Source organism: Niabella soli DSM 19437, from assembly GCF_000243115.2.
Classification (GTDB): domain Bacteria; phylum Bacteroidota; class Bacteroidia; order Chitinophagales; family Chitinophagaceae; genus Niabella; species Niabella soli.
On the sequence record NZ_CP007035.1, the window covers coordinates 798,773 to 813,295 of the forward strand.

Here is a 14,523-nt window from a genome sequence, read left to right on the forward strand (position 1 = left end):
ACTTTCGCAGAAGGAGGAAGTATGATCTGCGCCGCGCCATCGGCGCGGGTCTGGGTAATCTGCGGGCCAAAAAATTAGTTTGAACGGCTTTGTTGTACAGAAGACACGAAAGCACAAAGAATGATGGCTTAGTGTCTTTGCGCCTTTGTGGCCTAAGAAGTAATTATACTAATAATAACGCACGAATATGAATCGAAGAAAATTTGTTACCCGGGGAACGGCTGGCATGGCCGCAATGCTGGTGAGCAGCGCCTCAATTGGAAAATCAGCCCCGGGCATCCGGGAAGCAGCGGCGCCCGTCACATCCGGGCCGCAGCGATACGATCTGATGAAGGAGGTGATGAAATACCGGAAAATAGATACGCACGCCCATATTTACTGGACAGACGATAGTCCGGAAACACAGCTCGACTACGGGAGGAGATTGGGGATTGAGAAGCAGGTTATTTCCAGGTACCTGGATGTGATGCCCGGCACGCCCGACCAGTTCAGGAAGTTCAATGATCTTACCATAAAAGCCATTAAAAAATATCCGGATCACCTCCTGGGCGGCTTCGTTCTGAATCCTGTTTACAAACAGGAATCCCTGGATGAGATCAAAAGGTGCACCGACGCCGGGATGATCGGCACGGGAGAACTTTACTACCAGGTAAAGATCAATGACCCAAAATATTTTCCGATCATTGAAAAACTGATCGACCTGAAGATGATCATCCATTCCCATGGAGAATGCCAGCTTGGTGTAGGCGGATATCGGATGAAATACAATGGCTATAAACAGCCCAATACCTCCATCCCCGAGGATTTTGTGGATATCGCCCGGCGTTACCCGGAAGGCATATTTCAATACGCTCATATTGGTATGGGCGGCGATTGGGAATATGAATGTAAATTGTTTAGGGATTACCCGAATATTTATGTAGACACTTCCGGGAGTAACAATGCTGAAAACATGATCGACTTTGCGGTGTCACACCTTGGCGAAGACCGCTTGTTTTTTGCGTCGGACAACTCCTATTACCAAAGTGTGGGCAAGATACTGGCAGCCAACCTGACCGAACGTCAGAAACAGAAAATCTTTTTTGATAATTACAATAATCTTTTAAAAAAGGGAGGTAGAGGTGTTGATTGACAGTAACGCCTATAAAATAAAAGCAGATGCGAACTCTTATACACTTCAGGTTTATTGCGGTAATCGCTATTGTACTCTTCGCCGGCGCCTGCGGGCTTAGCAGGAACAGCCATGCAGGCAAAGTCTTCCTGGTGTACAAAGGCAGGAAAATAACAACGGTTGAACAGTGGAACAAAAAGCGAAAAACTATTTTAGCCCATATGCAGGAAGCAATGGGTCCCTTGCCTGACCTGAAAAGAAACCCGCCGTTTAATGTTCATGTTTTAGACAGCACAACCGGTACGGGGTATAAGCGATATACAATCCGGTTTACCGTTGCAAAAGGAGAGGACCTGCCGGCTTTGTTGTACCTGCCACTTGAACCAACAGCCCGTAAAAAGATCCCGGCTGTAATTGCCTTGCATGGAACCGATAATCTGGGAAAATTATCCGTAGCGGGATACAGTGCGCTGGCCAACAGGGATTATGCAAAAAAACTGGCGGAGCGGGGTTATGTAGTACTGGCGCCGGATTACCCGAGTTTCGGTGATCTGAAGAATTATGATTTTGATAACGACCGGTACCAATCGGGTACTATGAAGGGCATCTTTGATCATATGCGCTGCGTGGACTATCTACAGTCGCTGCCCATGGTAGATGCTTCAAAAATTGCGGTGATCGGACATTCGCTCGGAGGGCACAATGCCCTATTCCTGGGCGCGTTTGATCAAAGAGTAAAAGTGGTAATCGCCAGTTGCGGCTGGAGGCTGTTCCCCTATTATGACCTGGGGCCGGCAATGGAAAAACAATACGGCGGAAAGCTGGGCCCCTGGGCGCAAAAAAGATACATGCCCTTACTTAAAGAGAAATACCAGTTACAGCCCGGGCGTATTCCTTTCGATTTTGATGACATTATTGCTACAATAGCACCGCGTGTATTCTTCACCAACTCCCCGCTGCGGGATGCAAATTTCAGTGTAGCAGGGGTAAGGGCCGGATTGAAAAACATAAGTGCGGTGTATGGCCTCTATAACGCCTCGGGAGCTTTGTATACCTGTTTCCCTGATGCCGCGCACGACTTTCCGGAGGCTGCTACAAAAGCAGCTTTTCATGTGCTGGACAGCGTCTTTAAAAAATAAAGATTATAAAACTATTTTTTGCAGGGTAACCCTTTGCCCTTTATTCATTTTGCTTTTGGCTGCAGCATCCATAAAGGCGTAGATTTCTAAAGTTTCAGCAGCAGCAACCGGTGCAATGCCGGTTTCAAAAAATTTAATGATCTCTTTTAGCAAAGGGTCGTACCCGTCATACTTATCAATATATACGGTAGCTTTCTCTGCGTGCACAATGCCTCCGTAATCATGTTTGCCATTGCGTGTGCCGCGAAAGACGCCAATCCGGCCATCATCCCAGGTGCCTACCACTACATCTGTATCGGCAGTAGAGGTTTGCTGCACGCTTACGCATCCTGTGCCCATTATCGTATAAAGCAACTCCACTCCATGTATGCCATACCAGAACAGATCCGTATGGGAAGCGTCAATTGTTGCCGGGCTAAAGGCGCAGGCGCCTAAAACGGCCCCATAGCTATGAGCCCGCACCTGTTGTGCTTTTTCAATATAACGTAAGGAAGACGCGGAAAACATCGGGGTATTGTATTTTTTTGCAAGCTGGTAGATGCTGATAACATCCTTCATTTGAGCGGCAACCGGTTTGTCGATAAAAACTTTTTTCCCGCTTTTGAAAACTTTTGTAGCCTGCTCCAGGTGCAGGTTGCCGTCGTTGGTTTCCAGTAACACCACATCACAATTGTTGAGCAACTCATCAATAGAGCCGGCGATTGTTACGCCGTTTTCTTTTGCCATTTGGGTAAATTGATCGATGCGGCTGTAGCTGCTTTTGATCTTTTTACTGCCATAGGGATAAGCAATGGAAACGTAATAGGAGTTGTAGGTTGCTGTGTCTTTCGCCTTGTTTAATGATTTTATAAACTCAACGCTATGCGAGGTGTCCAGGCCAATAATGCCTACCCTGCGCAATGCCGCCTGGGAGGGTACGATGCGGGTGAACCCCGGTCCCAATGCTGCATACAACCCAGCAACACCTGCTGTTTTAATAAAGTTTCTCCGGCCTGTTTTAGTGCTCATGCAAAATAATTTGGATTGAATTAATAGTTAAAAATAATCGTTTCATGGCGCGAATCGAAATTTTAGTTTACAATATACTCGGTTTTTTTGCGTAAAAAAAATAAAAATACCGCAAAAAAGACGCAAAATAGTTTGTTATTTTCAGTTTTGCTGTTATATTGCGTGTAATATTAGGAAAAGATCCTGAAAACTGCAAAATGATGATTGCTGATTTAATATAAAGTTTCCGGGGTTTTGATGGCGCAGTAAAAAACGATCCCGCTTCACTTATACTGATGGTTGTTTTTTAGCTGCCCCGGATCCGGGAATGAAATAGTGATTTTGAATAAGTGCCGCCTATAAAATAAAGTTGCTTGCCTGAGTTTGCCCGGAGCCGTTAACTATTCAAAGGATAACGGTCGATGAGCGATTGTTTGGGTTACGGGCCACCTCCTGTTTCGTAAAATTTTTAGTTTTTAATATTAAAAAATGCCTGTTTATGTGTACTCGATTTGTAAAATTACTTTTCTGTACCGCTGTAGGGATGCTGGGGCTTTTTTCCGCGCAGGGGCAGGGGATCAGCGGGGTGGTTCGCGCTAATACGGATAACCGGCCGTTACAGGGAGTTACGGTTCAAATTGCCGGCAAACCGGGGATGGTAACCGCCACCAATGTAGACGGCAGCTATCAGTTGGGCGTAGGCGGTGCAACCGATTCCGTGCGGTTCTCTCACGTCGGTTTTGAACCCCTTACTCTTGCCATTGCCGGCCGTTCAAAAATTAATGTGTCGCTGACGCCCGCGAATGCTTCGCTGGACCAGGTGGTGATCATCGGTTACGGATCGGTGCGCAAGCTGGACCTGACCGGCTCCGTGGGAACCGTTAATGTAGAAGATATGAAGAAAGCGCCCGTGGCCTCTTTTGCACAAGCCCTTGCCGGAAGGGTGGCCGGCGTACAGGTAAACAGTACGGACGGACAACCGGGAGGCGGCATGAATATTATGATACGGGGAGCCGGCTCCCTTACGCAAAGCACAACGCCCCTGTATGTGGTGGATGGGTTCCCTATCGAAAACCTGGACCCCAACACCCTTAATATGGATGATATAGCATCCGTATCCATCCTGAAAGATGCTTCGTCTACGGCTATTTATGGTTCAAGGGGAGCAAACGGGGTGGTACTGATCCAAACCAAAAGAGGCAAACAGGGAAAGCCGGAGGTTTCTCTCGGGGCAACCATGGGTTACCAGTTAAAGCCACCATTGATTCCGGTAATGAGCCCCTACGATTTTGTAAAATATCAAATGGAGCTGAACCCGAATACCTTTAATACACCGGCTTATACGGCATTGGGCAAAACGCTGGACAGTTACAAAAATGTACCCGGCATCAACTGGCAGGACGAGATCATGCAGACAGGAGTATACCAGAATTACAACCTGGGTATCCGCGGCGGATCGGAGCAGACAAAATATTCGCTGTCCGGATCTGTATTTAACCAGAAAGGAGTAATTATTAATACCGGGATGAAACGTTATACCGGAAGGCTTTCACTGGATCAGACCCTCTCGGATAAATTTAAAGTTGGAACCAATGTAGCCATTACACAAACTGATATTTACGGACAGCAGATCCGGTCTATTTATGGAGGCGGTAATGCCACTTCTCCTGCGCTGATCCGGGCATGGATGTACCGCCCGGTATCTGCCCTTGAAGGGGAAGACCTGTTAAACGAAGACGCCGATCAGCAGGCGGTTAACGCAAGTGATTTTCGTATTAACCCGGTTACGGATCTGCAAAACCAATTCCAGCATACCATTAACAACCAGGTGGAATCGGATGCGTATGTTAGCTTTGCCATTACACCGAAGCTGACGCTTAAATCCACCGGCGGCTTAATGCAGACACGCGTGCGCAACGAACAGTTTTACAATTCTAAAACATCGCAGGGAAGTCCGCTGAACCCGTCAAACAAAAATGGGGTATGGGGGAGTTTGAGCAATACTACTACCAATAGTTATTTCAATGAAAATACGCTGAATTATAAAACCACTATCGGAACGGATCATTCCATCAATGGTTTATTGTTGTTTGGGGTAAACCGGTACAAAACATCTTATTCGTTTTTTACCGGTACGCAGCTTCCCAATGAACAAAAAGGAATTGATGGGCTGGATGAATCTCCCGGCGGAACATTTAACTCGCCAAGCATTTATAGCACGCTGAATACAATGGTTTCCTACGCGGCCAGGATCGATTATAATTTCAGATCGAAATACCTGCTTACCGTGAACTTCAGGGCCGACGGTTCTTCCAAATTCTTAAACCCCTGGGGCTATTTTCCCGGAGGCGCCATTGCCTGGAACATGGGGCAGGAAGATTTTTTTCGTAAGGCGCTCCCGTTCATTACCAATTCCAAACTGCGGGCCAGCTATGGGCAGAACGGAAATAACAGGGTAGGCGATTTTGACGAGTTTGCAAAACTTACCTTAAATAACACCGGGCAGGGATATTCGTTTAATAAACAGGCGCCTATACCGGCAGCTTATTTATCCACTTTGGGAAATCCGCAATTGCAGTGGGAAAAATCGGAGCAGATAGATGTGGGGTATGAAATCGGGATATTGGACAACCGGATCGGACTAGAAGTAGATTGGTATCGCCGCACCGCTTCCAACCTGCTGCTGAACACTGATCTGCCACAGAGCTCGGGCTTTGGTTCGGCACAGGTTAATATTGGAAGGCTGCGCAACACGGGCTGGGAGTTCACCCTTAATACAACTAATATAAAAACAAAGGACCTGAACTGGACCAGCAGCTTCAACATCAGCTTTAATAAAAATAAAATTATATCGCTTGCGAATGGGCAAACGGCATTGAGCAGGGTTCCCACTTATTTATCCCAGTTTGGGCAACCGCTTTACCTGGCGGAAGTGGGCAAGCCGGTGGGGATGATGATCGGCTACATCTGGGATGGGAATTACCAGTACACCGATTTTGATAATCCGGCTCCGGGAGTATATATTCTTAAAAAGAGCGTTGCTGCCAGTGGCACGGCGCGGAATACCATTCAGCCCGGCGATATTAAGCTCCGGGATTTGAATGGAGATGGCACTGTTAATGCCGCCGACATGACCGTTATCGGACGGGGACAGCCCGTGCATATTGGTGGATTTTCAAATAATATAAGCTACAAAAATTTTTCGCTGAATGTTTTTTTCCAATGGTCTTACGGCAATAATCTTTACAATGCCAACCGGCTGTTGCTGGAAGGGAATAGTAATGGTTTCGCCAATATCAATCAGTACGCCACTTACGCCAACCGCTGGTCTCCCACCAATCCCACTAACGAAAATTATCGCACCAGGGGCCAGGGGTTCATCGGTTATTTTTCATCAAAGAATGTAGAGGACGGGTCTTATTTGAGGTTGAAAACATTGTCGCTAGCCTATTCGCTTCCGTCCAGGCTGATCCGGAAGGCATACCTGAGAAATCTTTCTGTAGATCTTTCTGCCCAAAACCTGTTTACCTGGACTAAATATTCGGGTCTGGATCCCGAAGTGTCCACCGCAGATAACGTGTTGATGCCGGGGTATGATTTTTCAGCATATCCTAATGTGCGCACTATTGTATTTGGTTTGAAAGCAACTTTTTAATCACCTTATTTTTAAGACGATGAAACGAAAATATTATTTGCCGGTATTATTTCTTTCTATTGTTGGAATGGGCTCCTGTAAAAAATTTCTGCAACCCCATCCCACAGATTTCCTCACCACTGCCACTTATTACCAAACGGAGCAGCAATTGAATTCCGCGTTGTCCGGCGTCTACAATACGGTAGGCAGCGGAGGCCTTTGGGGCAGTATTGCCAATTATCTGCTGGATTGGGATGCAGATATATCTTATATGAACCGGCTTACCCTGAACGGCCCCTTTAATTTTAATTACTCAGCGTCTGATCCATTTATGACATCGCTCTGGACCACATTATGGGATGGTATCAACCGGGCCAATGTATTACTGGAGAATGTAGATAAGAATACCGGGATCCTGCAGGCTACAAGAGACCGGGTAAGAGGAGAAACCTTGTTTTTAAGAGGATACTATTATTTTCTACTGGTACAATATTGGGGAGGAGTGCCGCTTAAGTTAAAGTCTACGCAATCTCCATCTGATGTGTCGATAGCCCGGGCATCTGTAAAAGACGTGTACACACAGATCCTGTCAGACATGACAACGGCGGAGCCGCTGGTGCGCAACATTCAGGATCTCGGTTATTCCGGCGCCGTAAATAAGTCTGCTGTGCGCGGGATGCTGGCAAAGGTTTGTCTTACAATGGCCGGCGAACCACTGAAAGATGCCACTAAATACCAGGATGCAAAAGCGTGGGCTAAAAAAGTAATGGATGATACGGGGGCCGGGCATAGCCTCAACCCCAGCTATTCCAATATCTTTATTGCACTTGCACAAGACAAGTATAATATTAAAGAAAATTTATGGGAAGCAGAGTTTTATGGCAATAATTCGGACCCTTCCACATTGGCCTTTGGGGAGTGGACCAATATCGGGTATATCAATGGGCCGCCTTCTGCAGCGGGTTCTGCCACCGGAACCGGGACTGCCTATATGAATATCACTGCGAAATTCTATAATTCTTTTGACGACGGGGATCTCAGGAAATGGTGGAGCGTCGCACTCTTTACCTATGTAAATTCTCCCGTAAACGGACAAAAAACATTAAACGCGCTGCCGGCAACAGAAAGGGATAAATGGTATCTGTATCCTGCAAAATGGCGGCGTGAATACGAAGCTATTCCCAGGTTAACCGCCACGACCTCTTCCACGAACATGCCTATTATAAGGTACTCCGACGTGCTGCTGCTATTTGCGGAGGCGGATAATGAAATTAACGGCGCTCCCACGGCGGATGCCATCGCGGCTGTAAACCTGGTAAGAAGGCGTGCCTGGTCCACCGGTGTTAAATCGATCGCGGTTACTAACGGGGGAAGTGGTTACACAAGCGCGCCAACGGTAACCATTTCATCAGGCAATGGAAGCACCGCCACAGCAACGGCGGTAGTGCAGGGAGGCGCGGTGGTAGCGATCAACCTGAACCGGGATTCTACAGGAGTTCAATTCTTCCAGGCGGGCAGTTACAGCAGTGTTCCGTCGGTAACGATTTCCGGTGGAGGCGGCTCAGGGGCAACAGCCGCCGCAACCCTTTATAAAGCTACCGATGGAGATGTTCCCGCATCAGCGTTGGCTTCTAAAGCGGCTTTTCTCTCTTTTATTCAGGATGAGCGCATGCGGGAGTTTAATATGGAAGGCAGCCGGAAAGCCGATCTGCTCCGGTGGGGGATTTTCCTTAAAGTGAATCAGGATATGGGAAATGAGGCGCAGCAGGATGTACCGGGCGCTGGTTTTGTACTTTCTTTTTCACGTGCTTCAGCCAGAGATGTGTTGATGCCGATACCGGATAAAGAGATGATCAATAATTTAAAAATGACTCAAAATCCTGGCTGGTAACTCATTCCTGATCCAAAAAAAGTAGTTATGAAAATTAAAAATCTGATATGGTTGGCGGGAATATTTTTTATGTCCTGCCAGAAAAAACTGGCCGTGGTAACCGCCCCCGATTTTGATGTAACCACAACCACGGTAACGGTTAAAGCTGGTGTGCCGGCTGTGTTTAAATTTTCGGGAATAGCAACGACGGTTTCGTTTTACCCGGGAGAAATTTATAAAGACTATAATTATAAAGACGGCAGAAGTGTTGCTGTAGCAGGCAAAGGCTTGGCGCTGAGTTTTTCCAATGGAGTAGCTGCCGGTACACCCGCAGGTACACAAGCCAATCAATTCTCCATTTTACTTTCCACAGATTTTAATGGCAATTATAAGGACCTTGCCAGTGTAAAGGCGGCCACCTGGGTAAACATAACCGATAGCTTTACACTGGCCACTTCGGCAACTATGGTGGCGACGCGGTCTGTTAACCTTTCAAGATTTGTTCAGGCCGGCAAGCCGGTTTACTTTGCCCTGCGTTATATTAACCGGCCTCAGGTCGCCAATGGTTTTGTCCGGCAATGGCTGGTCGAAAACTTCCTGTTGAAAAGCGTGGATACGGTGCTGAATGGCGCTGTTGTTACTATTGCCGATCAGGCGCTTGCAGGATTCAGGATCGTAGATCAGAACCCCGTAAATGCTCCCGCACGTTCTACCGTTACCAATACAAGGGTAACCTTATATGGGCCCATATATAAAAACCCGGCGGATCCCATCTATAATCCCAATAACCCGGTGTTTGATCCCAAAAATCCGATATATGATCCTAAAAGCCCGCAGTATAATCCTAATGCGGTACTGCCGGTATATGTGGCATATGACCCTAATAGCCCCTATAATGACCCCGCCAGCGAAAACTGGGCTGTTTCAACAGCCATCACCCTGGATTCGGTTAGTTTGGGAAAAGATTGGTCCATTCCGGTTCGGACTTCCATTTATGGGGCAATGCCTGTTGCCTATAGCTATACCTATAGTGTGCCCGGGCAATATACCGCCTATTTTGTGGCAGCTAATAATACTATTGAGCACTCTGCAGCCACAGTGAAAAAGGTAGTGGTTATGGTAACGCCTTAATAAAAAAAGAAGACGGTAAACTATGTTAACAATCAAAAAAAGAAACGCATGATCAGGAGAAGGCCGGGGTTCCTGGCGTTGGCGGCGGTTCTTTCATATTGTTGCGCCTGGTGCCAGGAAAAAACGTATAAAGATTGTTATGCGGTTTTGAAAAAAGACACCCTGCTGCTTTCAAATAAAAAGATTGAAAAAAATGGATCTGGCGTTCCGGGAATATCTATCCCTTTTCTTTGTATAATAAAGTGTCCGGGAAAACAGTATACTTTCCCGGGCAGGAGCCGGAATTCCGTTTGCCGGACAGGAAATTCACGGGAAACATTTCAGTCAATTGCTCAATCCTTGCGAATGATGCATCGGGGATTCCTCCCTGCCTGGCGGTTACGCTGCATAACCGGTATGAGGACGTGGAAGTGAAACAGGTGTTCAGAATTTTTTCTGAGACACCCGCTATAACAACGGATTATTATTTGAAATATGATGGTTTTTTAAACAGCCCCGCAAAAGATCGGGGTTTTACAGTCGCCGCTGATTCAACCGGAAAAGGGTATAGCTTTTTTATGCCTGCATGGAACAAACAGCTAATGGTTCGTGCCATTAAATTCGAGGATAAAACAGATGGGACTGATAATTTGGTCAGCGAGGAATCGCTGATTCCCTGCAATGCTCCGCGCAGGGTTTTGGGCAATATTATTTTGGCGAACGATCTTATAACCGGATTTAATTTCTTCCTGCTTAAAGAAGCGCCGCTTAATAATAGCCAGATAGGGTACCCTGGTTTCGATTTTTCAATATCGAACCGGTCCGTTGCGGTTCCTTTTTCCGGATTTTCACCCGGCCCGTTTTTTCAGGATTGGGTAAAAGGATATTCAATAACCCTGGGTGTTGCAAACGATGCGGCGGAGAACCTGATTGCATTGCGTACTTATTTAAAAAATTCTGTAAAGTACGATCCGGAAAGGTATGATATGATCCTTCTGAATACCTGGGGCGATAGGAATAAAGGAGAAAATATTAAAAGAGCCTTTATTTTAAAAGATCTGGATGCGGCGGCAAAATTGGGTGTTACGCATTACCAGGTGGATTATGGATGGCAGGAGGGAACTTCCGGTTTGGGTATTAATGAGAGCGCTGGAAATGCCGAAAGCGAAATGACTTACTGGGGGTTTCATAAAAAGCGCTTTCCTGGCGGATTTGAGGAGATGGTAAGGGCCGCTAAAAAGAATGGGATTCAGCTAGGGTTATGGTTCGATCCCAATAAAGCCGATAGCTATAAGCTTTGGCAAACCGATGCGGAAATTATCCATGCTATCTATAAAAAATATGGGATTAAATATTTTAAAATAGATGATGTACGGTTAAAAGACAAGCTGTCCGAAATAAATTTCTCTCATTTTTTAGATGAAGTAAAAAGATTGACCAACGGAAATGTATTATTGAATCTTGATATAACGGCTGATGTACGGGGCGGCTATTTTATGTACCGGAACATGGGCAATATTTTTATAGAAAACCGGTATACCGATTTTGGTAATTATTATCCCTTTCATACATTAAGAAATCTTTGGATGCTTGCCCGGTATTACCCGCCCGAATTGTTGCAGGTTGAATTTTTAAACAAATGGCGCAATGAAGTTAAGTATGCTCAGGAAGATAGCTTTGCTCCCCGGAACTATTCGTTTGACTACCTCTTTGCTATTACGATGATGGCGCAACCGCTTGCCTGGTTTGAGGCATCGGGGCTGCCGCCGCAAGCATATTCGCTTTCAAAGCTGATTGAGAAATATAACGCGGTTAAACGGCAGTTGCATAGCGGGTATATCTTTCCTATCGGTGAAATGCCGGATGGCAGGTCCTGGACCGGATTTCAATCCTGTGGCGCAAAAGATGGATTTGTACTTGTTTTCAGGGAATTGAACGGTCGCAGCAAAGCGTCCATCAGGCTATTCAAACCTTTGGGCGCAAATGTGCAATTTACCAGGATACTGGGCGCGGACGACGCCAGAATGGAGCGTGACGGTGCGTTCATTAAAGTGGAGCTGCCCGCGGAGAATTCTTTCGCGCTTTTTAAATACACCCTGGCGCAGTAATGCCAACAAGGATCTCCGGATGGCCCGGTGTCTTCTGATAATTTTGCTGGCTGGGAAACGGTATGAAAGTATTATTTTTAGTTGATCAATAGTGATAAAAAAAATCAAATGAGCGTACACTATCGGAAGGCGATCGTAAGCATCGGCCTGTTGTTTTTTGTTTTTGGATTTATTACCTGGTTGTGTTCTATTTTAATCCCTTATCTGCAACTGGCTTGCGAGCTTAATAATTTTCAGGCGCAGTTGGTCTCCTTTGCCTTTTACATTTCCTATTTTGTTATGGCAATACCTGCTGGAAAAGTATTAAAAAAACCGGGTTTAAAAACGGGATCGCTTTGGGTTTGCTGATCATGGCGTTGGGGTCCCTGCTATTTATCCCGGGCGCGTTTACCCGGCAGTACTGGATCTTTTTAACCGGCCTGTTCATTCAGGGCGTCGGATTAGCAATTTTGCAAACTGCTTCCAACCCCTATGTGGCAATATTAGGGCCCAGGGAGAGCGCCGCCCGGCGTATGAGCATTATGGGGATCTGCAATGGAGTGGCGGGGATATTGGCTCCCCTTATATTGGGGCGGTTGGTACTGGCGGATGCGGATGCCACAAAAATAAAATTGGAACAATTGGGGCCGGCAGAGCGATTGGTTGCACTGGAAAATCTTGCAACCCGTGTTATTAATCCGTACCTGGTGATATTTGCCGGTTTGTTATTGCTAAGCATTTGGTTTTTTAGGATTTCATTGCCCGAGCCGGGAGAGGAAGTGGACGACGCAGCTACCGGATCAGCAACAACGATGCCGGCGTCGCTATTGTCCTATCCGCATCTGATCCTGGGGGTGCTGACTTTATTTGTTTATGTAGGAGTAGAGGTTATTGCAGGAAACACCATCATTGGTTATGCCTCTTCTGTTGGAATGCCAATGACCCAAGCCCAGTTTTTTACGTCGGCGACCCTGTTATGTATGCTTCTGGGTTACCTCATCGGGATTATTTGTATCCCAAAGATCTTTTCTCAAACGCAGGCGCTGAAAGCTTCTGCTGTATTGGGGATCTTATTTGCCGGCGCCGCTATTGGCACGCACGGCACCCTTTCGGTAATTTTTATAGCATTATTGGGACTGGCCAATTCTTTAATGTGGCCATCCATCTGGCCGCTTGCAATTGCTGATCTGGGAAGTTATACCAAAAACGGATCGGCGCTGCTCGTTATGGCCATTGCCGGCGGCGCTATTATTCCGCTCCTGTATGGCAAACTTTCTGATTTCTGGAGCCCCGCAACGGCATACTGGATTGTATTGCCGTGCTACCTGATGATCGCTTTCTATGGTTGGTACGGACATAAGATCAGGAAAAACCTGAAAACCGATACGAGATAGTGGAGTGGGTGAGCATGTAGATATTTGGAAAACCGGCACCAAACAACGTTGCCGGTTTTCTTTATTCAGCCGGGTCACTTCGGCAAGCACATTTTTCCTGTTCAGGCTGCATAGCTTTCTAATAGTCTTGCTTTGAGTGAGGCTGTCTGGATCTGGCAGGAACTGCGCAGTTGGCATTCATTCAAAAAAAGAATGTATCCCAATATTTTGGAATTAATGAAAAATGGCACGTCAGTAAGAGTTTCCTTTGAAATATTTGATAAATGAGAAGATATGCTTACCGGTATCTGGCTAAGAGAATCTCAATCTTCCAAAGAAACCTTTCCCGCCAACTTTTGACAGAACAGCCTTATAAATGATGATGCCTTTAAATTCTGAGCAATTTACCAGGAGGACCCCAAATATCTCTAAAACAAAAAAGGCTCACTTGCGTGAACCTTTCTGTCTGATTGATTATCAGTGCCCCAGGCGGGACTTGAACCCGCACGGACATTGCTGCCCACAGGATTTTAAGTCCTGCGTGTCTACCAATTCCACCACCAGGGCAATAATTTTAAGAACTGCGCCATCAGGCAAAGATCGTTCGATGCCCTGAGCATGAGGGATGCCTCAAAAAAAATCCTCTCCGGGGAGAGGACCTTTTACGTGAGCGGAAGACCGGGCTCGAACCGGCCACCCCGACCTTGGCAAGGTCGTGCTCTACCAAATGAGCTACTTCCGCATTTAAAGTTTATTTAGTATTGCATAATCAGGAGGGCTCTCGAACCGGCCGCCCCGACCTTGATCCCGATAACTATCGGAACGGGATGCTCTACTAAATGAGCTACTTCCGCATTGTTAAGAACTTTTACTTTTAGTAACCAATCAGTTACTTAAGGGGTTGCAAATATAAGCGATTTATTTTTCCGACAAAAAAAATCGGAGAAAATTTTATTTATATTTTGGCGTGTACAAAGTGCTTTCCTGAATAGTAACATTCGGCTTTTCAAATCTTTTGGTATAAAGACGGTAACAGCCACCCCAGGTAAACAGGACCATACAGGCAATGATCAGGTAAAACAAATAACGGGAACTGGAAACCCAGCTAAATTTAAAATCTTTATTCTCGGCTTGCTTTAATTCTTCCTGGTATTCCTGCTCTTTGATATGCTCTGCGTCAAAATTATGTTCCATTCTTTCAGTTTTGTGTGG

General features: G+C 46.2%; 10 protein-coding genes and 2 tRNA genes. 8 read left to right on the forward strand and 4 right to left on the reverse strand.

The genetic code is table 11. From position 1 onward, the window contains the following. Positions 1-187: 187 nt before the first annotated feature. Positions 188-1,132, forward strand: coding sequence for an amidohydrolase family protein (locus NIASO_RS03240; protein WP_008583534.1), 945 nt, complete (start codon positions 188-190; stop codon positions 1,130-1,132). 26 nt (positions 1,133-1,158) lie between these two features. Beyond that, positions 1,159-2,250 carry an alpha/beta hydrolase gene (locus NIASO_RS03245; RefSeq protein ID WP_008583533.1) on the forward strand — a complete coding sequence of 364 codons (1,092 nt, stop codon included), beginning with the start codon at positions 1,159-1,161 and terminating at the stop codon, positions 2,248-2,250. A 3-nt stretch (positions 2,251-2,253) separates the two neighbouring features. Here the strand turns inward: NIASO_RS03245 and NIASO_RS03250 are convergent, their stop codons facing one another. Next, on the reverse strand, positions 2,254-3,258 hold the full coding sequence (locus NIASO_RS03250) for a Gfo/Idh/MocA family protein (RefSeq protein ID WP_008583532.1): 1,005 nt from the start codon (positions 3,256-3,258) through the stop codon (positions 2,254-2,256). A 478-nt stretch (positions 3,259-3,736) separates the two neighbouring features. Between NIASO_RS03250 and NIASO_RS03255 the strand changes: the two genes are divergently transcribed. The 6 genes from NIASO_RS03255 (at position 3,737) to gluP (ending at position 13,332) form a co-directional block, all read left to right on the forward strand. Beyond that, on the forward strand, positions 3,737-6,892 hold the full coding sequence (locus NIASO_RS03255; RefSeq protein WP_008583531.1) for a SusC/RagA family TonB-linked outer membrane protein: 3,156 nt from the start codon (positions 3,737-3,739) through the stop codon (positions 6,890-6,892). A gap of 19 nt (positions 6,893-6,911) precedes the next feature. Continuing rightward, complete coding sequence (locus NIASO_RS03260) at positions 6,912-8,762, forward strand: RagB/SusD family nutrient uptake outer membrane protein (RefSeq protein ID WP_008583529.1); 1,851 nt, start codon at positions 6,912-6,914, stop codon at positions 8,760-8,762. A gap of 27 nt (positions 8,763-8,789) precedes the next feature. Beyond that, the gene (locus tag NIASO_RS03265) at positions 8,790-9,872 is read left to right on the forward strand and encodes a DUF5017 domain-containing protein (protein WP_008583527.1); all 1,083 of its coding nucleotides are present in this window, start codon (positions 8,790-8,792) and stop codon (positions 9,870-9,872) included. Positions 9,873-10,102: 230 nt separating this feature from the next. Next, the gene (locus NIASO_RS03270; RefSeq protein ID WP_157547186.1) at positions 10,103-11,959 is read left to right on the forward strand and encodes an alpha-galactosidase; all 1,857 of its coding nucleotides are present in this window, start codon (positions 10,103-10,105) and stop codon (positions 11,957-11,959) included. A gap of 108 nt (positions 11,960-12,067) precedes the next feature. Further along, on the forward strand, positions 12,068-12,307 hold the full coding sequence (locus NIASO_RS20490; protein ID WP_008583523.1) for a hypothetical protein: 240 nt from the start codon (positions 12,068-12,070) through the stop codon (positions 12,305-12,307). Continuing rightward, entirely contained in the window at positions 12,295-13,332 is a 1,038-nt protein-coding gene (gene gluP, locus NIASO_RS03275; RefSeq protein WP_008583521.1) for a glucose/galactose MFS transporter, read from the forward strand. Before NIASO_RS20490 ends, gluP begins: the two co-directional genes overlap by 13 nt. A gap of 460 nt (positions 13,333-13,792) precedes the next feature. On the opposite strand, the gene NIASO_RS03280 is transcribed toward gluP, so the two are convergent. The 3 genes from NIASO_RS03280 to NIASO_RS03290 all read right to left on the reverse strand — a co-directional run bounded on the left by NIASO_RS03280 (position 13,793) and on the right by NIASO_RS03290 (position 14,505). After that, positions 13,793-13,878, reverse strand: a tRNA-Leu gene (locus NIASO_RS03280). 102 nt (positions 13,879-13,980) lie between these two features. Next, positions 13,981-14,053, reverse strand: a tRNA-Gly gene (locus NIASO_RS03285). 209 nt (positions 14,054-14,262) lie between these two features. Further along, positions 14,263-14,505 (reverse strand): hypothetical protein, encoded by a 243-nt coding sequence (locus NIASO_RS03290; protein WP_008583519.1) that lies wholly within the window; start codon positions 14,503-14,505, stop codon positions 14,263-14,265. Positions 14,506-14,523: the final 18 nt, after the last annotated feature.

Coding starts and splice junctions, on each gene's coding strand:
- NIASO_RS03240 (WP_008583534.1), top strand. CDS start 188: ATGAATCGAAGAAAATTTGTTACCCGGGGAACGGCTGGCATGGCCGCA.
- NIASO_RS03245 (WP_008583533.1), top strand. CDS start 1,159: ATGCGAACTCTTATACACTTCAGGTTTATTGCGGTAATCGCTATTGTA.
- NIASO_RS03250 (WP_008583532.1), bottom strand. CDS start 3,258: ATGAGCACTAAAACAGGCCGGAGAAACTTTATTAAAACAGCAGGTGTT.
- NIASO_RS03255 (WP_008583531.1), top strand. CDS start 3,737: ATGTGTACTCGATTTGTAAAATTACTTTTCTGTACCGCTGTAGGGATG.
- NIASO_RS03260 (WP_008583529.1), top strand. CDS start 6,912: ATGAAACGAAAATATTATTTGCCGGTATTATTTCTTTCTATTGTTGGA.
- NIASO_RS03265 (WP_008583527.1), top strand. CDS start 8,790: ATGAAAATTAAAAATCTGATATGGTTGGCGGGAATATTTTTTATGTCC.
- NIASO_RS20490 (WP_008583523.1), top strand. CDS start 12,068: ATGAGCGTACACTATCGGAAGGCGATCGTAAGCATCGGCCTGTTGTTT.
- NIASO_RS03290 (WP_008583519.1), bottom strand. CDS start 14,505: ATGGAACATAATTTTGACGCAGAGCATATCAAAGAGCAGGAATACCAG.